The 19095-nt window shown below is 74.3% G+C and carries 18 protein-coding genes and 1 tRNA gene; 12 read left to right on the top strand and 7 right to left on the bottom strand.

Annotated features, from left to right (window positions below):
* Window positions 1-20 precede the first annotated feature (20 nt).
* Window positions 21-1583, bottom strand: coding sequence for an adenosine deaminase family protein (locus ACWD4U_RS05800; protein ID WP_363451544.1), 1563 nt, complete (start codon window positions 1581-1583; stop codon window positions 21-23).
* 146 nt (window positions 1584-1729) lie between these two features.
* Window positions 1730-2116 (bottom strand): DUF5997 family protein, encoded by a 387-nt coding sequence (locus tag ACWD4U_RS05795; RefSeq protein WP_363451546.1) that lies wholly within the window; start codon window positions 2114-2116, stop codon window positions 1730-1732.
* 57 nt (window positions 2117-2173) lie between these two features.
* Here ACWD4U_RS05795 and ACWD4U_RS05790 point away from each other — a divergent pair, with 57 nt between their 5' ends.
* The 3 genes from ACWD4U_RS05790 to galT all read left to right on the top strand — a co-directional run bounded on the left by ACWD4U_RS05790 (window position 2174) and on the right by galT (window position 5921).
* Window positions 2174-2965, top strand: coding sequence for a LysR family substrate-binding domain-containing protein (locus ACWD4U_RS05790; RefSeq protein WP_363451548.1), 792 nt, complete (start codon window positions 2174-2176; stop codon window positions 2963-2965).
* 121 nt (window positions 2966-3086) lie between these two features.
* Window positions 3087-4730 carry a phosphoglucomutase (alpha-D-glucose-1,6-bisphosphate-dependent) gene (gene pgm / locus ACWD4U_RS05785; RefSeq protein ID WP_363451550.1) on the top strand — a complete coding sequence of 548 codons (1644 nt, stop codon included), beginning with the start codon at window positions 3087-3089 and terminating at the stop codon, window positions 4728-4730.
* 105 nt (window positions 4731-4835) lie between these two features.
* Window positions 4836-5921: a galactose-1-phosphate uridylyltransferase gene (galT, locus tag ACWD4U_RS05780; protein WP_363451552.1), complete on the top strand. Its 1086-nt coding sequence runs from the start codon at window positions 4836-4838 to the stop codon at window positions 5919-5921.
* Window positions 5922-6079: 158 nt separating this feature from the next.
* Here the strand turns inward: galT and galK are convergent, their stop codons facing one another.
* Window positions 6080-7225: a galactokinase gene (gene galK, locus ACWD4U_RS05775; RefSeq protein ID WP_363451554.1), complete on the bottom strand. Its 1146-nt coding sequence runs from the start codon at window positions 7223-7225 to the stop codon at window positions 6080-6082.
* 162 nt (window positions 7226-7387) lie between these two features.
* Between galK and ACWD4U_RS05770 the strand changes: the two genes are divergently transcribed.
* A complete protein-coding gene (locus ACWD4U_RS05770; RefSeq protein WP_363451556.1) occupies window positions 7388-8167 on the top strand; it encodes a DeoR/GlpR family DNA-binding transcription regulator in 780 nt (259 codons plus the stop codon).
* A gap of 19 nt (window positions 8168-8186) precedes the next feature.
* Here the strand turns inward: ACWD4U_RS05770 and ACWD4U_RS05765 are convergent, their stop codons facing one another.
* A complete protein-coding gene (locus ACWD4U_RS05765; RefSeq protein ID WP_363451558.1) occupies window positions 8187-9251 on the bottom strand; it encodes a DUF4190 domain-containing protein in 1065 nt (354 codons plus the stop codon).
* A 168-nt stretch (window positions 9252-9419) separates the two neighbouring features.
* Between ACWD4U_RS05765 and ACWD4U_RS05760 the strand changes: the two genes are divergently transcribed.
* The 6 genes from ACWD4U_RS05760 to ACWD4U_RS05735 all read left to right on the top strand — a co-directional run bounded on the left by ACWD4U_RS05760 (window position 9420) and on the right by ACWD4U_RS05735 (window position 14518).
* Window positions 9420-10283 (top strand): helix-turn-helix domain-containing protein, encoded by an 864-nt coding sequence (locus ACWD4U_RS05760; protein WP_363451560.1) that lies wholly within the window; start codon window positions 9420-9422, stop codon window positions 10281-10283.
* 112 nt (window positions 10284-10395) lie between these two features.
* Window positions 10396-11769 (top strand): hypothetical protein, encoded by a 1374-nt coding sequence (locus tag ACWD4U_RS05755; RefSeq protein ID WP_363451562.1) that lies wholly within the window; start codon window positions 10396-10398, stop codon window positions 11767-11769.
* A 128-nt stretch (window positions 11770-11897) separates the two neighbouring features.
* Window positions 11898-11971, top strand: a tRNA-Gln gene (locus ACWD4U_RS05750).
* A gap of 199 nt (window positions 11972-12170) precedes the next feature.
* Complete coding sequence (locus ACWD4U_RS05745) at window positions 12171-13037, top strand: dioxygenase family protein (RefSeq protein WP_363451564.1); 867 nt, start codon at window positions 12171-12173, stop codon at window positions 13035-13037.
* Window positions 13038-13357: 320 nt separating this feature from the next.
* Complete coding sequence (gene lepB, locus ACWD4U_RS05740; RefSeq protein ID WP_363451566.1) at window positions 13358-14065, top strand: signal peptidase I; 708 nt, start codon at window positions 13358-13360, stop codon at window positions 14063-14065.
* Between the two features lie 48 nt (window positions 14066-14113).
* Window positions 14114-14518: a DUF3224 domain-containing protein gene (locus ACWD4U_RS05735; protein ID WP_363451568.1), complete on the top strand. Its 405-nt coding sequence runs from the start codon at window positions 14114-14116 to the stop codon at window positions 14516-14518.
* Window positions 14519-14542: 24 nt separating this feature from the next.
* Here the strand turns inward: ACWD4U_RS05735 and ACWD4U_RS05730 are convergent, their stop codons facing one another.
* Window positions 14543-15766: an aminotransferase class V-fold PLP-dependent enzyme gene (locus ACWD4U_RS05730; protein WP_363451570.1), complete on the bottom strand. Its 1224-nt coding sequence runs from the start codon at window positions 15764-15766 to the stop codon at window positions 14543-14545.
* A gap of 82 nt (window positions 15767-15848) precedes the next feature.
* Window positions 15849-16871 (bottom strand): C40 family peptidase, encoded by a 1023-nt coding sequence (locus ACWD4U_RS05725; RefSeq protein WP_363451572.1) that lies wholly within the window; start codon window positions 16869-16871, stop codon window positions 15849-15851.
* A gap of 154 nt (window positions 16872-17025) precedes the next feature.
* On the opposite strand from ACWD4U_RS05725, the gene ACWD4U_RS05720 reads away from it, so the two are divergent.
* Window positions 17026-17403, top strand: a complete 378-nt coding sequence (locus tag ACWD4U_RS05720) for a BlaI/MecI/CopY family transcriptional regulator (protein ID WP_363451574.1) — start codon at window positions 17026-17028, stop codon at window positions 17401-17403.
* The gene (locus ACWD4U_RS05715) at window positions 17400-18302 is read left to right on the top strand and encodes a M56 family metallopeptidase (RefSeq protein WP_363451576.1); all 903 of its coding nucleotides are present in this window, start codon (window positions 17400-17402) and stop codon (window positions 18300-18302) included. Before ACWD4U_RS05720 ends, ACWD4U_RS05715 begins: the two co-directional genes overlap by 4 nt.
* A 198-nt stretch (window positions 18303-18500) precedes the next feature.
* Here ACWD4U_RS05715 and ACWD4U_RS05710 read toward each other — a convergent pair whose 3' ends face one another.
* Window positions 18501-19088: a protoglobin domain-containing protein gene (locus ACWD4U_RS05710; protein WP_363451578.1), complete on the bottom strand. Its 588-nt coding sequence runs from the start codon at window positions 19086-19088 to the stop codon at window positions 18501-18503.
* Window positions 19089-19095: the final 7 nt, after the last annotated feature.

Here is a 19095-nt window from a genome sequence, read left to right as displayed (position 1 = left end):
GACGCCGGGCCATCAGGGGGTCAGGGGCGGTGCAGGACCGAGGCTTCGAAGGTGCGGAAGTCGCGTTCCTGCTGCCACTCCAGCGCCGCCTTGGGGCTCGCGGCCAGCAGTGCGCGGCACCTGGGGGAGGGCTCGGTGCCCAGCGGGCGGCCGGAGCACTCGGGGACGGGCTGGAAGCCGTCGCGGTCGCGCCAGAGGCTGCGGCCGGCGGCGAAGCCGTACTCGAGGGAGGTGCGGGCCAGGTCCTTGAGGTCGCGGTAGGAGAGGCCGTACTGCTGGGTGGCCCGGACGTACTCGTGGGTGATGTCGATCCGCTCGACGCCCGGGTCGTCGGTGGACAGCGCGGTCGGGACGCCGTACTTGCGGTAGAGCGGGAACGGGTGGTCCGGGCCGGAGACCTGGAGGATCTGGGCGTTGCTGGTCAGCGGCACCTCGATCAGGACCTTGCGCTCCGCGAGGGTGCGCAGCAGGTCCGCCGAGTCGTCCTCGTGCACCACGTCGACGCCGTGCCCGATCCGCTCGGCGTGCCCGGTGGTGACCGCCTCGCGGATGTGGAAGCGCAGGTCCTCCGGCTTGACCAGGCCGGGGACCAGCTCGCCCGCGTGCAGGCTGATGTGCGCCTTCGGGTAGAGCGGGTGCAGGAAGTCCAGCATCTGCATCTGGAGCCGGTAGTTGTCCAGCGAGGACTGGTAGTCCTCGGGCTGGACCAGGTTCACCGCGACGAAGCGCTCGTCCTGGGAGGCCAGTTCCATGCCCAGCAGCAGCTGGGCGAAGACCCGCGCCGGGGTGGACGCCCGGGAGGCCTGCGAGATGATCCGCACCGTGACCGCGCAGCCGGGGCGGGCCCCGGCCGTGCCGCACTGCTCGGTGCCCTGGTATTCGGCGAGCCCCTGGTCCAGGTCGCTGCGGGCCGAGTCCACCAGCGCCTGGACCTGGCCGTCCGCCAGCAGCTTGCCGCGCAGCGCCGCGAAGTCCGGGTCGAAGCCGACCTTCGCGGCCAGCGCCGCCACGCCGACCGAGGCCGGGGTGATCATGGTCTCCAGGTAGCTCTGGTGCTGGGCCGCCATGGTGTCGGTCACCTCGGCCAGCATCCGGCCCGGGTGGCGCCAGCTGGCCTCGCCGAACTTCCCGAAGGTGGCGAAGAAGTGGTCGTGGCCGGACTCCGGGCCGGGGGTGAAGTCCTGCATCGACCAGGCCCGGATCACCGCGGTGCGGAACCCCTGGTCGTCGATCGCGTCCTGGGCGGGCCGGGCGGTGGCCGGGCAGGGGCCGGTCATCGAGGTGTAGGTGGCGGAGTCGATGCAGAGCCCGTCGTCCGCCGCCAGCTGGATCAGCAGCTCGGTGGAGACCGCGCCCGAGAGGTGGTTGTGCAGGTCAGCGCCCTTCGGCAGCTCCCGCAGGAACGCCCCGAGCCGCCCGGGGTCGTTGCGGATCGCCTCCAGCTTCCGGGCCACGGCGGGCTCGGACGGACGGGACCCGGGCGTCTGCGCCTCGGCGTGGGCGGGGGCCAGCGGGAGCAGCAGTGCCGCGCACGCGACGACGGCGGCCGTGGTGGTTCGGCGTAGCGAGATCATGAACGCCATGCTGACGGTCCGTCAGCATGGGCGTTCCGGCTGCCCGCGCGTGTCGTCGGTACACCATCCGAACGGGTGGCATGCCCGGGGCGGGTACGGGGAAGGGCCGGGGCAGTCCCGAGGCGGGGCCGAGGCCCCGCCTGCGGCGCGCGGGCCTACTTGGCGCGCTTCTCCTTCTCCTTCTGCCGCTCGCTCTCCTTGCGGACGTCCGCCTGGGTGGCGCGCTCGCGCTGCAGCCACTCCGGGTTCTCGTCCCGCAGGGCGTTGATCTGCTCGGTGGTGAGCGCCTCGGTCACCCCGGCGCGGGCCAGGCCGGTGACGGAGACGCCGAGGCGGGCGGCGACCACCTGGCGCGGGTGCGGACCGGTGCGGCGCAGCTCGGCGAGCCAGGCCGGCGGCTCGGCCTGCATGGCGTTCAGCTGGTCGCGGGTCACCACGCCCGCCTGGAACTCCTCGGGCGTGGCCGCCAGGTAGATCCCCAGCTTCTTGGCCGCGGTCGCGGGCTTCATGGACTGGGAGGTCTTCGGCTTGGGCGTGTTCATGCGCTCAAGGGTAAGGCAGAGCGTGACCACCCCGGTGACGGTGGGTAGCCTGGCTGCGTGACAGAGACCCAGCCGACCGCCGCCTTCCGCCTCGTGTACGTCCCCGGGGTGACCCCCACCAAGTGGCTGCGGGTGTGGGCCGAGCGCTTGCCGGACGTGCCGCTGGAGCTGCTCCAGGCGACCGCCGCGGAGGGCGCGGACCTGCTGGTCGGCGGCGGTGCGGACGCCGGACTGGTGCGGCTGCCGGTGGACCGGACGGTGCTGAGCGCGATCCCGCTGTACACCGAGGCCACGGTGGTGGTCTTCCCCAAGGACCACTGGCTGGCCGCCGCGGAGGAGGTCGCCGTCGACGACCTCGCCGAGGAGGTCGTCTTCCATCCGCAGGACGACACGCTGGTCTGGGAGCAGCTGCCCGGCCGTCCCGCGTTCGAGCGCCCGGCGACCACCGGCGACGCGATCGAGCTGGTCGCGGCCAACGTCGGCGTGCTCGCGGTGCCGCAGTCGCTGGCCCGGCTGCACCACCGGCGGGACCTGACCTACCGGCCCCTGGTGGACGTCCCGCAGTCGCAGGTGGCGCTGGCCTGGCCGGAGGCCGCCACCACCGACCTGGTGGAGGAGTTCATCGGCATCGTCCGCGGCCGCACCGCCAACAGCTCGCGCGGCCGGGCCGCCGCCGACCGGCAGCCGGACGCGAAGAAGGCCGACGCGAAGAAGCAGCCGCCGAGGAAGGCGGCGAAGGCGGCGCAGGGCCAGAAGCCGGCGCCGGGTCAGAAGTCGCCGCAGAGGAAGACCGGGGCGCGCACCCCGGCGCGCCCGCCGCAGGCCAGGAAGGGCCGCAAGCGCGGCTGAGCCCGGGAGAGTTGACGAACCGTCGGGTCCGGCCGGGAGGGGCTTCCGGCTGGTGGGACGGTGTGGCCCCCATCATGGTCGACGGGCATGCTTGCCCTACCGACCGAGGAGGATGGCCACGATGGCGCACGCACGGGCCGGGCAGCCGGCCGAGCCGCAGGACCTGATCGACGTCGCCCAGTTGGTGACGGCGTACTACACGCTCCACCCGTCCCCGGCGGAGGTCGCCCAGCGGGTGGCGTTCGGCACCTCCGGGCACCGGGGGTCGTCCCTGCGGACGGCGTTCAACGAGGACCACATCGCCGCGACCGCCCAGGCGATCTGCGACTACCGGGCCGAACAGGGCACCACCGGGCCGCTGTTCCTCGGCATCGACACCCACGCGCTGTCCGAGCCGGCCCGGGCCACCACGCTGGAGGTGCTGGCCGCCAACGAGGTCACGGTGCTGCTGGACAGCGCCGACGGGTACACCCCGACCCCGGCCGTCTCGCACGCCATCCTCACCCACAACCGCACCCGCCCGTCGGCCCTCGCCGACGGCATCGTGGTGACCCCCTCGCACAACCCGCCCGCCGACGGCGGCTTCAAGTACAACCCGCCGCACGGCGGACCGGCCGACTCCACCGCCACCGGCTGGATCGAGCGCCGCGCCAACGAACTGCTGGCCGCCGGCCTCGCGGGCGTCCGGCGGATTCCGTACACCCGGGCGCTGGCCGCCGTCACCACCGGCCGCTACGACTTCCTCGGCGCGTACGTCGACGACCTGCCCGCCGTCCTGGACCTGGACGCCGTCCGCGCCTCCGGGCTGCGGATCGGCGCCGACCCGCTCGGCGGCGCCGCGGTCGCGTACTGGGGACGGATCGCCGAGACGCACCGGCTCGACCTCACGGTGGTCAACCCGCTGACCGACCCCACCTGGCGGTTCATGACGCTGGACTGGGACGGCAAGATCCGGATGGACTGCTCCTCCCCGTACGCGATGGCCTCGCTGATCGAGCGGCGGGACGCCTTCGCGCTCGCCACCGGCAACGACGCGGACGCCGACCGGCACGGCATCGTCACCCCCGACGGCGGGCTGATGAACCCCAACCACTACCTGGCCGTCGCCATCGACCACCTGTACCGCCACCGGGACGGCTGGCCGGCCGTCGCCGCCGTCGGCAAGACCCTGGTGTCCTCCTCGATGATCGACCGGGTGGCCGCCCGGCTCGGTCGGCCGCTGCTCGAAGTCCCGGTCGGCTTCAAGTGGTTCGTCGACGGGCTGCTCACCGGCAGCGTCGCCTTCGGCGGCGAGGAGTCCGCCGGGGCGTCCTTCCTGCGCCGCGACGGGCAGCCGTGGACCACCGACAAGGACGGCATCCTGCTCGCCCTGCTGGCCTCCGAGATCACCGCCGTCACCGGCCGCACCCCCTCCGAGCACTACCGGGACCTCACCGCCGAGCACGGCGACCCCGTGTACGCCCGGGTCGACGCCCCCGCCGACCGCGCGCAGAAGGCCGCCCTGGCCGCGCTCGACGCCTCGCAGGTCACCGCCGACGAACTGGCCGGCGAGCCGATCACCGCCGTCCTCACCCACGCCCCCGGCAACGGCGCGGCGATCGGCGGCCTCAAGGTCTGCACCGAGAACGCCTGGTTCGCCGCCCGGCCGTCCGGCACCGAGGACGTCTACAAGATCTACGCCGAGAGCTTCCTGGGCGCCGACCACCTCACCCGGGTCCAGGACGAGGCCCGCACGCTGGTCGGGGAGGTGCTGGCCAAGCTGTAGTCCGGTGTCGATGGGTGTTGCATTGCGATCCTTGATGTTCGAAGATGTTTGATGTAGCTCGGCGAGTCGTCGAGCCGTGTTGTCGAACCATGAAGGAGTCCCGCGGTGCACAAGACGGTCACCAAGCTGGCCGACGGCCGGGAACTGGTCTACTACGACGCCGAGCCGGGCCTGTCCCGGGACGCCGTGGACCGGCGGCCGCTCGATCCCGCGGACAGCGCCTCCGAGATCCGCGTCGACCCGTTCACCGGCGACCCGGTGACCATCGCCGCGCACCGCCAGGGCCGGATCTACCACCCGCCGGCCGACGAGTGCCCGCTCTGCCCCTCGCGGGACGGGCGGCTGAGCGAGATCCCGGCGGACGACTACCAGGTCGCGGTCTTCGAGAACCGCTTCCCGTCGCTCGCCTCCTCCTCGGCCGCCCACGTCGTCCCCTGGGAGGAAGGCCCGTACGCGCTCGGCCCCGGCGCCGGGCGGTGCGAGGTGGTCTGCTTCACCTCCGACCACGGCGCCTCCCTCGGCGACCTCACCGAGGACCGGGCCCGCCTGGTGCTGGACGCCTGGACCGACCGCACCGCCGAGCTGTACGCCCGCCCGGACGTCCGGCAGGTCTACTGCTTCGAGAACCGCGGCGCCGACATCGGCGTGACGCTCGGCCACCCGCACGGCCAGATCTACGCCTTCCCGTTCACCACGCCGCGCACCGCCCAGGCCGTCGCCCGCGCCGCGGAGTACCGGGCGAGCACCGGGCGCAACCTCTCCGAGGACGTGCTGGCGGCCGAGCGCGCCACCGCCGGGGAGCCCGGCTCCCGGGTGGTGCTGGCCGGCGAGCACTGGACGGCGTTCGTCCCGTTCGCCGCCCGCTGGCCGTACGAGGTGCACCTCTACCCGAACCGCCGGGTCGCCGACCTCACCGCGCTGACCGAGGACGAGCGCGCCGAGTTCCCGCGGCTCTACCTCGACCTGCTGCGCCGCTTCGACCGGCTCTTCCCCGAGCCGGCCCCGTACATCGCCGCCTGGCACCAGGCGCCGCGCCCGGCCGAGGCCGAACTGGCGCTGCACCTGGAGCTGTTCACGGTGCGCCGGACCGCCACCAAGCTGAAGTACCTGGCCGGTACGGAGTCCGGGATGGGCGCGGTGATGAACGACATCCGCCCGGAGACCGCCGCCGCGACGCTGCGCGAGCTGTAACCGCCCGGTTCGGGCCGCAGGCCGCTCGGGGCGCCCCCGCCCCGGGCGGCCTGCGGCGTGCCGGGCCCGGACCGCCGAAGGCGCCGACCCGGGGTCGTACGTGCGAGAGCCGCCCGGCGCGGACCTCGCGCGCCGGGCGGCTCTCGGTGGCGGACGGCTCAGGAGACCCGGTGGGCGCCCTGCGAGGGGGTGGCGGTGAAGGTGACCGGGGCGGTGTACCCGGCCTCGGCGAAGGCGGCGTGCACGGCGTCCGCCACCGCGGCGAGCCGGTCGGTGTCCACCAGGGCGAGCACCGAGCCGCCGAAGCCGCCGCCCATCATCCGGGCGCCCAGCGCGCCGGCGGCGTTGGCGGCCGCCACCGCCAGGTCGGTCTCCGCGCAGGAGACCCGGTAGTCGTCGCGCAGCGAGGCGTGGCCCGCGGTGAGGATCGGGCCGAGGGCGCGCGGATCGCCGGCGTCCAGCGCCCGGATGGTGTCCAGGACCCGCTGGTCCTCCGTCACCACGTGCCGCAGCAGTGGGCGCAGCTCGGCGGGCAGCTTCTCCTCGGCCGCCGCCAGCTCCGCGGCCTCGACGTCGCGCAGCGCCCGCACGCCGAGCAGGTCGGCGGCCCGCTCGCAGCCCGCCCGCAGACCGGCGTAGGCGCCGTCGCCGAGGTCGTGCTTGACCCGGGTGTCGATCACCAGCAGGGTCAGGCCCACCGCCGGGAGGTCGAGCGGGACCTGACGGCCGGTCAGGTCGCGGGTGTCGAGGAAGTAGGCGTGCCCCGCGACGCAGCAGCTGGAGGCCATCTGGTCGAGCGCGCCGCAGGGCACCCCGACGAAGGCGTTCTCGGCGCGCTGGGCGATCAGCGCGCGGGCCGGGGCGTCCAGGCCGAGGCCGTACAGCTCGTCCAGGGCGATCGCGGTGGCGCACTCCAGGGCCGCGGAGGAGGAGAGTCCGGCGCCGGTCGGGACGTCGGAGTCGAAGGCCAGGTCGGCGCCGCCCACCGGGTGCCCGGCCTCCGCCAGCGCCCAGAACACGCCCGCCGGGTACGCCGCCCAGCCGGGGACCGGGCCGGGCGCCAGGTCGGCCAGCACGAGCTCGGTGACCCGCCCGTCGCCCTGGGCGCTGTACAGCCGGATCCGGCCGTCGGCGCGGCGGCGGGCGGCGACCCGGGTGGTGTGCGGGAGGGCGGCGGGCAGGACGAAGCCCTCGTTGTAGTCGGTGTGCTCGCCGATCAGGTTGATCCGGCCGGGCGCGGCCCACACGCCCTCGGGGGAGTCGCCGTAGACGGCGGTGAAGGCGGCGGCGGCATCGGTGGTCATCGGGCGGCTCCAGCGGCGTGCGACAGGTACAAGGGTAGAGCGCAATACTTCAACATATTCAAACACAGCACACCAGAGACGAACAGATGTGTACTGTCGGGTGCGGTGCGGTTCCCGGGCACTATGCTGCTGGCTTCTGCAGGATTCCGGACGGAGAAGACGGTGACCGACGGCGGACTGCTCGCGGCGCAGCGGCGGGCGCTCATCCTCGACCTGGTGCGGCGGGACGGCGCGGTGAAGGTCGCCGAACTGGTCGATCAGCTCGGCGTCTCCGACATGACGATCCGCCGCGACCTGGACGCGCTGACCCGCTCCGGCGCGGTGCAGAAGGTGTACGGCGGCGCGGTCGCCCGCACCGCCAGCGCCGACGAGCCCGGCTTCGAGGCCAAGTCGGGCCTGGAGTCCGACACCAAGGCCGCGCTCGCCGAAGCCGCCGCCGCCCTGGTGCAGCCCGGCAGCGTGGTCGCCCTCTCGGCCGGCACCACCGCGTACGCCGTCGCCGCCCGGCTGCTGGACGTCACCGGACTGACCGTGGTCACCAACTCGCTGCCGGTCGCCGAACTGGTCCGCGCCCGCGGCGAGGAGGCTCCCGCCCTGCTGCTCACCGGCGGGGCCCCCACCCGGTCCGCCGCGCTGGTCGGCCCGCTCGCCGACCAGGCCATCCGCTCGCTCCACGTCGACCTGCTGATCATCGGCGCCCACGGCGTCAGCGAGCACGCGGGCCTGACCACCCCCAACCTGGCCGAGGCCCAGACCAACCGCGCCCTGATCGCCTCCGCCAGCCGGGTCGTCGCCGTCGCCGACCACACCAAGTGGGGCGTGGTCGGCCTCAGCAGCTTCGCCGCCCTGGCCGACCTGCACACCTTCATCACCGACCAGGGCCTGCCGCCGCACGCCCGCACCGTGCTCACCGAGCAGTGCGGCGAACTCCTGGTGGTCTGACCGGGCTACGCGTTCCCGGTCAGTGGTCGGACCCGGTCCAGATCACTTCCTTGCGGTCCGACCCGGCGCCGTAGGTGAACTGGACGGTGAACGGGTCCGAGGTGCCGTTCGGCAGCGCGTAGGGCTCTTGGAGGGTGGACTCCTGGCCCGGGGCGACCGAGTCGGCGAGGAACTTCATGCCGTCGCTGCCGTCGATCACCGGGAAGAGCAGCGTGCCCTTGGCGTCCTGCACGAACGGCGAGCCCGAGCCGTACAGCGAGAGCTGCTTCGACCCGGTGTTCACCACGGTGATCTTCATCAGGACGATGGTCGCGTTCTTCGGCGCCTTGAAGACGGTCTCGTCCGGGGTGTACGGCACCAGCGGCGCCAGCGTGACCTTCAGGCCGTCCGGATAGGTGTAGGACTGGCCGATCGACAGCCGCCGGGCCTTCTGGTCCGCCGCCTGCTCCGCGGCCTTCCTGTCGCGCTCGGCCTGCAGCCGCCTGGCCTCGTCCTCGACCTTCTTGGCCTCGGCGTCCGACTGCGCCTTCTGCTGCGCCCACTGCTCGTCGGCGCGGCTGCGGGCGGCGGCCCGCTCCTGGCCGGCGGTGTGCACCTGCGCGGCGACGAACACGCCGGTGCCGACCGAGACCAGCAGGCCGAAGCCGCCCAGGATCACGCCGGTGAGCGCCATCCCGCGGTTGGTCGCCTGCCCCTTGCGGGCGTAGCCCAGGCCGACCGCGCCGAAGATCACGGCCAGCAGCGCCGGGAGCCAGGCCAGCCAGAACAGGATCACGGCCAGGCTGAGGAAGGCGCCGACGATGCCGAGCACCATCGCCGCGACGCCCTGGGAGTTGCGCGGCAGCGGCGCCGGCACCGGGTACGGGGGCCAGTACGGCGGAACGGGGACCGCACCGGGGGCGCCGATCGCGTCCTGCGGTGGCGCTCCGGCAGGACCGCCGGTCGCACCGGCGGGACCGCCTGCCGCGCCGATCGCGTCCTGGGACGTCGCTCCGGCGGGGACCGGAGCCGGCACGGCCCACGGGTTGGCGGGGGCCGGCGTCTCCTCGGGCTGCGGGTGGTCGGGCGGGACGGGAGCGGTCATGCGGCGGCGTCCTTCAGGTGCGTCGATCTGATGATCGGACATTCGATCTCAACCCCGTAGTCTGTCCTGACTCCGCGTCGGCCGTGAAATCGTTTTCCGCGGGCCCGGCAGCCACGGCCTGGTCTGGACCACTGGACGATTCGGCCGGACGCCGCGCACACTGCTGCGGTGACGCTCCGACCGCCGTACGCCGGGCTGGAACTGCATGACCTGGAGGTTCCGGACCCCGGGCTGCTCCCGTTCGCCGCCGGGACCTTCGACTCGATCGGGCCGCTCTCCCGAGCGGGGTTCCCGCACCGCCACTCCTTCTACGAGGTCGCCTACCTGACCGAGGGGAGCGGAGTGCACGTCATCGACCTGGCGGAGCACGTCATCCAGCCGCCGAACCTGTACGTGATCCTGCCCGGCCAGGTGCACCACTGGGGGCGGGCGCGCGGGCTGGACGGCTGGGTGATGCTCTTCAACGAGGACTTCCTGCACCGGCAGCCCGAGGACATCGCCCTGCTGCGCGGGCTCGCCGCCGCCACCGGCCACCGCCTCGCCGCCCGTCCGCACCGTGAACTCTCGCACCTGCTACGCGAGTTGACCGAGGAGTACCGCTACGCGGCGGAGGGTCGGCCGGGCGTCCTGCAGGCGCTGCTGCACGTCCTGCTGGTCCGCGCCCTGCGGGCGGCCCGCGCCGAGTACCCGGCCGCCACCCCGCCGAAGCCGGCCCGCCCGCTGGTCGACCGGTTCACCCGGATGATCGCCGACGCCACCCGCCCCGACCGCTCGGTGCTCGCCCTCGCCCGCGAACTCGGGGTCTCCGCCGGTTACCTGCACGAGGTGGTGAAGGAGGCGACCGGACGCACCCCGGCCCGGCTGATCCGCGAACAGCAGACCCTGGAGGCGAAGCGCCTGCTGGCGACCACCGACCTGACGGTCCGCCAGGTCGCGGCCGCGGCCGGCTTCTCGGACCCGGCGTACTTCTGCCGCTTCTTCCGACGCGAAGTCGGCTGCACGCCGGGGGAGTTCAGGGGGAGCGCGGGCTGAGCGGGGCGTGGTCCTACGGGGTGGGCGGGTGCCGGCGACGGCGCTCAGGGCCCGGGGCCGGCGCTGCGAAAAGGCGTGGAGCCGGGGCGCTTGGTCGTGCCAGGGTGCGGGCATGCATGTGTCCGACGCTGACCGGGTGCTCCGGGAACTCCACGCCACGCTCGAACGCCGCAAGCGCCCGGAGGACGTCGCGGAGCTGATCCGGGACCTGCACGCCGCCCTCGGTGGCACCCTCGACCCGGTCGCCGCGCGGGCGCTCGCCAAGGCGGCCGAGTACTCGCTGCGCAACCTCTGGCACGGCTACACGTCGATGTCCGAGGAGTTCGCCCGACCGGTCGGCGCCGCCCGTCAACTCGCCGCCGCCGCCCAGCTGTTCCCCGAGCTGCCGGAGATCCCGGCGGAGGCCGCCGACGACCCGGCGCGGATCGCCGAACTGATCCGGGCGGCCGGCCGGCAGATCGGACGGCAGGACGGGCAGGACGACTTCGGGCTCGACCGGCTGGACCGGGCCGGGCGGGCCGCCGCCGGACTCGGCGACCTCTCCGCCCGCCGGTACAACAAGCGCTTCCGGCTGCTGCTCCGGCTGGAGGCCAAACTGGTCCGGCTGATCCACGAACAGCGCCGCCGCGAGGTCACCCTCACCGGCAAGGGCGCGCTCGCCGCCCGGCTGCCGTACGACCTGTTCGCCGCCGACCCCGACACCGCCGCCTTCATCGCCTACCGCACCGCCCGCGGCCACCAGCGCAGCGTCTTCACCAACGGGCCGCAGCGCCGCGTCCACGACGAGGTCGGCGAGGCGCTGCTGGAGCGCCTGCGCGAACACCCCGACCGGACCTGCTGGTACGCCCTCGCGCACGTGCACCCCACCGCCGAGGTGCTGGCCCGGCTCAGCGACGCGGAGATCAAGCAGCTGCTGGTGCGCTGGAACGGCGTGCTGCGGGACGCGGCCGCGATGCTGGAGGCCGCCTGGCGCCGCCAGCCGATCGAACGGGCCACCATGGTGGTCCGGCGCGGGCAGGACTCCTCCACCTGGAACCAGGCCGCGCAGTGCTGGAACACCGCCCGCGACCACTGGTTCGCGCTGGTCTTCGAGCTCGGCGAGGAGCGCGTGCTGGACGTCTACTGCCCGGGCAAGGTGCCCCGGCTGATGGCCGCCGACGTCGCCGCCTGGCACCGGCGCAGCGGCGGCGGCCTGCACCCCGACACCCTGGTCTGGGCCGAACTCCCGCTGCCGTGGGAGGTGTTGCGCGGCGAGCGGACCTGTCCGCGGACCCTGGTCGAGGACGTCTGCGCCCGCCACCGGGTCGACCCCGTCGACACCGCCTGGACGGCGCCGCGCCGACCCGCCCGACCCGCCGCGTTCCGTCGCACCCCCGAACTCGTCCACGGCGTCGCCGTCTCCGACCCGCTGGTGGCCGGGCTGCTCCGCTCCGCCGGCACGTACTCGGGCAAGGCCGGCCGGGCGGCGCTCGCCGAGTGGCTCTGAACCCCGGCCCGGGCCGCGCCCGGCGGATGGCTCCGAACCCCGGCCCGGGCCGCGCCCGGCGGACCCGAATCCCGGCCTCCGGTAATCCGTTTGACGGTCCCTCGGGCTCGTACCAGGATCACCGCGGCGGCGTGGAAGCTCTGCGGAGGAGCGCCCGGCTCTGACTTCCGGGTGGCCGCAGGTTCGAATCCTGCCCACGCCGCCGCCTCGCCCTCGCGCGGCGGCTGAGGAATGCACCACGTCCCGCCGCTCGCGTCCATCGACGGCGGTGCGGGCAGGGCCTAGCGTCGGAGCCACCCCCACAAGCGCCGCCGCGCCCGCACCCGATCACTCAAGGTGTCATGTCCCGACCAATGAACCCGTGGCGGGCGGCGACCATCGAGGCACCCGAACGGAGAGCCATGCCCACTCCGCCCCACCAACCCCTCGGCGAGCGGCAGTTCAGCCGCAAGAGCCTGCTCAAGGCGGCCGCGCTGGCCGGTGCCGCGCCCCTGCTGCTCGGCGGCGGCACCGCCCTGGCCCGCGACGCCGTGGGCGGCTCGGCGCCGCTCACCCCCGACTGCCACGACGGGGACGCCCCCACCGAGGAGCAGATCGAGGGCCCCTACTTCAAGCCGGGCTCCCCGCTGCGCACCAACCTGGTCACCCCCGGCACCGCGGGCACCCCGCTGACCGTCAGCGGGTACGTCTTCGGGCGCAACTGCCTGCCGGTCTCCGGTGCGCTGCTGGACTTCTGGCAGGCCGACACCAACGGGAACTACGACAACAGCGGGTACACCTTCCGCGGCCACCAGTTCAGCACGACCAACGGCGCGTTCACCCTGACCACGGTCGTGCCCGGCCTCTACCCCGGCCGCACCCGGCACATCCACGTCAAGGTGCAGGCCCCCGGGCAGCCGATCCTCACCACGCAGCTGTACTTCCCGAACGAGCCGCGCAACTCCACCGACACCATCTTCGACCCGGACCTGGTGATGACGGTCCGCCAGGTCGGCAACGGGCGCGAGGCCGGCTTCGACTTCGTGCTCAACGTGAACGGGACGCCCGCGCCCAGCACCAGCCCCAGCGGCAGCCCCACCCAGGGCTCGCCCAGCCCCAGTCCCAGCCCCAGCACCTCCGGCGGCACCACCACCTGGCAGGTCGGCGCCAGCTACCGGGTCGGGGACCTGGTCACCTACGGCGGCCTCGGCTACGCCTGCATCCAGGCGCACACCGCCTACCCCGGCTGGGAGCCGCCGAACGTCCCCGCCCTGTGGGCCCGCCGCTGACCCGGCGCACCCGGTCCCGCCGCTGACCGCACCCCCACCCCGCGCCCCACGCGCGAGGGCGGTCAGCGGCGGCCCACCCCCACGAACCGGCGGCCCGGGTCCGCTCCCGCGGAGGGGAAACCGGCGAGCTCCCCGGGCCGCCGCCCGCGCCATGGCGCGCCCCGGACGCGGGGTGCCCCGGGCCGCCATGGCGCACCCGCGGCAGGACCGCTCGCGGCCCGCGCCGAGCCCGGCTTCCCGCCGGCCGGCCCGCTCCGGCCGTTGACTAGACTGCGCGGCGATCACGGGACGGACGGCGGGGGCGGGGCGCGATGCGAAGGATGAGCGGACTGGGACGGGCAGCGGTGATCGCGGCGGTCCTCGGCGTACTGATCGCCGGCGTCGGCACCTGGTACGCGCGTTCCGGCGCCGACGTCCGGGCCTACACGGTCGGCGGCAACGACATGGCCCCGGCGTACCACAAGGGCCAGCGGGTGGTGCTGTCCCGGATCGACGCCGGGCAGGTCCGCCGCGGCGACGCGGTGGTCTTCCGGGCCCGGACCGGCCCGCAGGACGGCGACGACTCCGCGCACTTCAAGCGGGTGGTCGCGCTCGGCGGCGACCACCTCACCCAATGCGGCGGCCAGCCGCTCCAGTTGAACGGCACGCCGGTCGACGAGCCGTACCTGCAGGGCCGGCCGGTGAACGACGGCCGCTGCATCGACGTCACCGTCCCCGAGGGCCGGATGTACCTGCTCGGCGACCACCGCGGCGACTCGCTGGACTCCCGCTACTGGACCGAACTCCCGCAGGGCACCGTCCCGTTGTCCGCAGTCGAGGCCCGCGACGACGGCGCCTCGGCGAACCCGCTGATCGTCGGCGCCCTGCTGGCCCTGCTCGGTGTGCTGCTGCTCCCGCTCTCCGGGATCCTCGCCCTGGCCGCCTGGCTGGTCCGCCGCAACGCCCGCCGCCGCCCGCCCGTCGGGTGGCCCGCGGTCGCCAACCAGGCGGTGCCGCAGGCCGGTTCGCAGCCCGCCGACACGCCCTGACCCGTACGCCGGCGCGCACTGTCGGCGGTCGCGTCTACCATGCCGCCCATGCGAGCATCCGGAACCTTCACCGTCGCCGAGTTCACCCCCGCCGAGACGCCCGACGGCGGCGTCGAGACCGCCGTGGCGGTCGGCCTGGCCACCATGCGCAAGGAGTTCGAGGGCGAGATCGCCGGACGCGCGGCGACCCTCTTCACCGCCGCCTTCGACCACGCCGCGGGCGTCGGCACCTACCTCGCCATGGAGTCCTTCACCGGCCGACTCCACGACGCGGAGGGCGCGTTCAACTTCGCCCACTCCGCCACCACGCTCGGCACCTCCCGGGACGGCGAGTACTTCGTCATCGTCCCCGGCAGCGGCACCGCCGCGCTCGCGGGCATCACCGGCACCGGCGGCATCGTGATCGACGAGGACGGCACCCACCGCATCTGGCTGGACTACGAACTCGCCTGACCCGCCACGGGTGGTGACGCTCCGTCAGGCGGAGCGTCGCGCCTCGCGGGCCCACGCGCACAGCACCGGCACGCAGCGCTCCGCGAAGTACTCGTAGTCCGCCGCGGTGTTGTAGACGTGCGTGGAGAGCCGGAAGTAGCCCACGCCGCCGAAGCTGGTGAACGCCGCCTCGACGCCGAACTCGGCGGCCAGCCGGTCGCGCAGCCCGTTCGCGGAGGCGGTGTCCCGGCCCACGCCGGCCGGCAGGCGGACCAGCCGCAGCGCGCTCGCCGGCATCCCGACCTCGACGCCGGCCGGCTCGCCGATCGCCTCCGAGACCGCGGCACCGATCAACTCCTCCGCGTAGTCCGCGAGTTCGGTCATGTACCGGCGGGCCTCGGCCCAACCCCACTGCTGCGCGACGAAGTCCAGCGCGGCGGGGGCGGCCAGATAGGACGTCAGATCCAGCGTGCCCTGGGTGTCGAAGCGCTCGGGGAAGGGCTGCTCGGCGCCCCAGGAGTCGATCAACGGGTAGAGCTGCTCCCGGAGTTCACCACGCGCGACGAGCGCCGCGGTGCCGCGCGGGGCACAGCCGAACTTGTGCAGGTTGCCCACCCAGACGTCGCACTCCACACCGGCCAGCGGGTCCGCCGCCAGCCCGGGCACGTGCGCGCCGTCCACCAGCAGCGGGATGCCCCGCTCGCGGGCCGCCGTGCCGACGGCACCCACGGGCATCCAGCGCGCCGTCGCGGAGGTGATGTGGTCCAGCACGATCAGCGCCGTCCGGTCCGTCACCCCGTCCAGCACCGCCGCCGCGGCCTCCTCCGGGCCCGCCGCCAGCGGGACGTGCACCGTCCGGACCGCGCCGCCCCAGCGCCGCGCGAGCCGCTCCGCGCCCATCGTGACGGCACCGTACCCGTGGTCGGTGACCAGGATCTCGCCGCCCGGCCGGTCCGGCAGGCCCTGGTAGACGACGCTCGCCCCCGCGCTCGCGTTCGGCACCAACGCCAACTTCCCGGCGCCCACGCCCAGGAACCCCGCCACCGCGGCCCGCGCCTGCGCCACCCGCCCCGGCAGCGCCGGGAACCACAGCACCGGCGCGGCCTCCATGCTCTCCCGCCACCGCGCCTGCTCCCGCTGCGCCGCCACCGGCACCGCCCCGAACGACCCGTGGTTCAGGTGCCGCACCGCGGGGTCCAGCGACCATCCGGCCACCGCCGGCCGCCCGTCCTGCAGAACCAACGCCTCCGGCGCGACCGCGGCACCCACGACACTCCTCCGCTCCCCGCCACGGCGACACCCGCCCGGCGACCTGCGGAGATCCTTGCACGGACGATCCCCGCGGCCGGGGTCAGGGCCGGACGGCGCCCATGTACGGCATGACGTCCATGTCGACGATCTCGACGTTCTTGCCGGTGCGCGGGGCGTGCAGGAGCTTGCCGTTGCCGATGTAGATGCCGACGTGGTGCAGGTCCGAGTAGTAGAAGAGCAGGTCGCCGGGCTGGATGTCGGCCTTGGCGATGCGCTTGCCCGCGTTCCACTGGTCCTGCGAGACGCGGGGGAGACTGACCCCGCCGGCCTTGAACGCCATCTGCGTCAGACCGGAGCAGTCGTACGAGTTCGGGCCCTCGGCGCCCCACGCGTAGGGCTTGCCGAGCTGGGCGTAGGCGAAGTCCAGGATCGCCTTGACCTGCCCGGTGGCCGGTCCGGTGTACGACTGGGGCCGGGCCGAACTGCGGGACGCGGTTGCGGAGCCGTCGCCGAGGACGCGGGCCCGGTCGGCGGCCTTGAGGGTGGCGAGGATCCGGCCGGCCTCGCTCAGCTTGGCCTGCACCTCGGTCTTCTTCGCGCTCAACAGGCTGCGGGCCTGGTCGAGTTCGGTGAGCTTGGCGGCGGTCTCGGCGCGCTCCTGGTCGATCGACTGCTGTAGTCGCCTCGCGGTGCGCAGCGCCTCGACCTGCTGCCCGTCGGCGAGCCGCTGCAGGCCGGCCTGCGCCAGGTACGCGTCGGGGGAGGAGCTGAGCACCAGTTGGACGCTCGGGTCGAGGCCGCCGCTGCGGTACTGCTCGGCGGCCAACGCGCCCAGGGTCTCCTGCAGCCGGAGGATCCGGTCCTGCTGTCCGGCCAGGCGCTCCTGCAGCCGGGCGGCCTCGGTCTGGAGCTGCTTGGAGCGCTCCTCGACCTTGTTGTACTGCTCGGTGGCCGCCTCGGCCTCTTCGTAGAGGCCGTCCACCTTGGCCTTGACCTGGTCGAGGCTTGGCGCGGGCTCGGCCCCGGCGTTCGCCGCCGGCAGCAGGACGGCGGCACCGGCGGCCGCGCCGAGCACGGTGAGGCGGGCGCGTCCGGCGGGCCGGGGCCTGCGGTGGTTTCCCATCGGCTGCGGTCTCTCCTCGGGTCGGGCACCCGCCGTCCGGGCGATCACTACGAGACAACTTAGTAGTTCAGTAGAAGGCCCGGCAAGCCACCCCCCACCCACTACGATGAGCGGGCCAACAGCGGCGGAGGGCCAGGAACGGAGCGGAGCGGCGGTGCGCAGACTCGGCGAACTCGAGGCGGAGATCATGGACCGCCTGTGGACCTGGGACCGCCCGGCCACCGTCCGGGAGATCGTCGACGACCTCAACCGGACCCGCCCGCTCGCCTACACCACGGTGATGACGGTCGCCGACATCCTGCACCGCAAGGGCCTGCTGCGCCGCGAGAAGTCCGGCCGGGCCTGGAGCTACCGGCCCGCCTGGACCCGCGAGAGCTACACCGCGGCCCTGATGCGCGACGTCCTCGGCGAGAGCCCCGACCCGACCGCCGCCCTGGCCCGCCTGGTCGAACAGCTCACCCCCGACGAACTCGCCGCGCTGCGCGCCGCGATGGACTCGGTCGGCCGCGAGCAACCCGAGGGCGACCGGTGATCGCGGCGCTGGCACTGCTCGGCTACGCACTGGTGGTCGGCGTGCTCGCCCCGCTGCCCCTCGCCCGGGCGGGCTGGACGCACCGGGCGCCGCGGCTGGCGGTGGCGCTCTGGCAGGGCCTGGCCCTCTCCTTCCTCACCGCGCTGGTGCTGGCGGCCCATCACCTCGCCGTCCCCGGCGCCCACCTGAACGCCGGACTGGTCGGCCTGCTGCACGCCTGCGGCGTCGCCCACCCCACCGGACTGCTGCCCGGCGGCCCCGCCGAGGCCTGGCGGCTGCTGCCGGCCGCCGCCGCGGCGCTCTGGCCGCTCGGCTGGTTCGCGGTGCTGCTGCGCCGCACCCGCCGGCACCGTCGCCGCCACCGCGAGGTGCTCGACCTGGTGGCCGCCCGCGAACCGGGACTGGGCGCGCTGGTGCTGGAGCACGCCGTCCCAGCCGCGTACTGCCTGCCCGGGCGGCGGTCCCGGATCGTGCTCACCCGCGGCGCGCTCGACCTGCTGACGCCCGATCAGATCGCCGCGGTGCTGGCCCACGAGCGAGCCCACGTGGCCGGGCGGCACCACCTGGCCCGGACCGCCGCCGACGCGCTGGCCAAGGCCTTCCCGTTCCTGCCGCTGGCCCGCCTCGGCGCCCGGGAGACCGCGCTGCTCCTGGAGATGGCCGCCGACGACCGCGCGGTGCGCCGCCACCCGCGCACCGTGCTGGCCGCCGCGATGTACCGCGTCGCCGACGGCCAGGTCCCGCACACCGCATTCGCCGCCGGCGGCCCCGACGCACTGGTGCGAGTCCGCCGCCTGCTCACCCCCGCCCCCGCCCCCCACCCCGCCCTCCGCACCGCCGCCGCCCTCACCACCGCCACCGCCCCGATCCTCCCCCTCCTCCTCACCTGCACCCCCTGACCCACCCCGCCCGGGACTCCCTGGCCTGCGGCGCCGGCCAGGGTGGGTTTGCTTCGTTACGGCGGCAGCCTGTGCGGGGGAGTGCTGGCCTACGGCGTCGGCCTGGCGGGGGACTGCTTGCCTGCGGCGCTGGCCCGGAGGGGATTGTTGGCGGCTCTCCCGTAGTCCATGGCCGCCGTGCCCGCGGCTGGGTGTCGGTTACCAGGCGGTGCCTGCGTGCGGGCGGGTCCACAGGGAGACCTGGAGGGTGACTGCCTTGAACCAGGCCTGGTGCATGGCCTCCACCTGCTCTGCGGGGTGTCCCTTCGCGGCCAGGAACGGTCGCATGGTGGCGGTGATCGGGTAGATGAAGGCGATCAGGTAGCGCAGGGGGACCTCCGCTGCTGAGCGTGCGCCGTCGGTGCGGTTCTTCCCGGCTGCGGTGTGGCGGCGGCCGATCTCCTCCTGCTGGGCCAACCACCGCTCGTCGTAGGGGCGTTCGCAGGTGTCCCGGATCCACTGGCCGAACCGCGGTCGCACCGCCGCCAGGTATGCGCCGATCGGCTCGCCCTCGGGCGTGGCGAAGTACGCCACCAGGTGCGGGTGCGAGCCGACGAAGCCGTACCAGACGTCCAGCACCTGCTCGACCTGGTCCTCCAGCACCTGCCCGGCCAGTCGCAGTGCCGCCCGGTCGTCCTCGGTGAACAGCACCGAGGCGGTGAGCTTCGCCAACTCCTCGGCGCCGACCGGCGACTGGGGCTGCGCCGGGTCGTCGTAGCGGTAACCGGGAATCGTGGGAGCGGACATGACGGGT

This window comes from Kitasatospora sp. NPDC002522 (genome assembly GCF_053595195.1).
This window is presented reverse-complemented; position numbering and strand designations above follow the sequence as displayed.

What these genes read in the sequence shown, in the direction of transcription:
- ACWD4U_RS05725 (WP_363451572.1), bottom strand. Translation starts at nt 16,871, where the DNA reads ATGGGAAACCACCGCAGGCCCCGGCCCGCCGGACGCGCCCGCCTCACC.
- ACWD4U_RS05795 (WP_363451546.1), bottom strand. Translation starts at nt 2,116, where the DNA reads ATGAACACGCCCAAGCCGAAGACCTCCCAGTCCATGAAGCCCGCGACC.
- pgm (WP_363451550.1), top strand. Translation starts at nt 3,087, where the DNA reads ATGGCGCACGCACGGGCCGGGCAGCCGGCCGAGCCGCAGGACCTGATC.
- ACWD4U_RS05800 (WP_363451544.1), bottom strand. Translation starts at nt 1,583, where the DNA reads ATGGCGTTCATGATCTCGCTACGCCGAACCACCACGGCCGCCGTCGTC.
- ACWD4U_RS05710 (WP_363451578.1), bottom strand. Translation starts at nt 19,088, where the DNA reads ATGTCCGCTCCCACGATTCCCGGTTACCGCTACGACGACCCGGCGCAG.
- ACWD4U_RS05755 (WP_363451562.1), top strand. Translation starts at nt 10,396, where the DNA reads ATGCATGTGTCCGACGCTGACCGGGTGCTCCGGGAACTCCACGCCACG.
- ACWD4U_RS05745 (WP_363451564.1), top strand. Translation starts at nt 12,171, where the DNA reads ATGCCCACTCCGCCCCACCAACCCCTCGGCGAGCGGCAGTTCAGCCGC.
- ACWD4U_RS05735 (WP_363451568.1), top strand. Translation starts at nt 14,114, where the DNA reads ATGCGAGCATCCGGAACCTTCACCGTCGCCGAGTTCACCCCCGCCGAG.
- ACWD4U_RS05765 (WP_363451558.1), bottom strand. Translation starts at nt 9,251, where the DNA reads ATGACCGCTCCCGTCCCGCCCGACCACCCGCAGCCCGAGGAGACGCCG.
- galK (WP_363451554.1), bottom strand. Translation starts at nt 7,225, where the DNA reads ATGACCACCGATGCCGCCGCCGCCTTCACCGCCGTCTACGGCGACTCC.
- lepB (WP_363451566.1), top strand. Translation starts at nt 13,358, where the DNA reads ATGAGCGGACTGGGACGGGCAGCGGTGATCGCGGCGGTCCTCGGCGTA.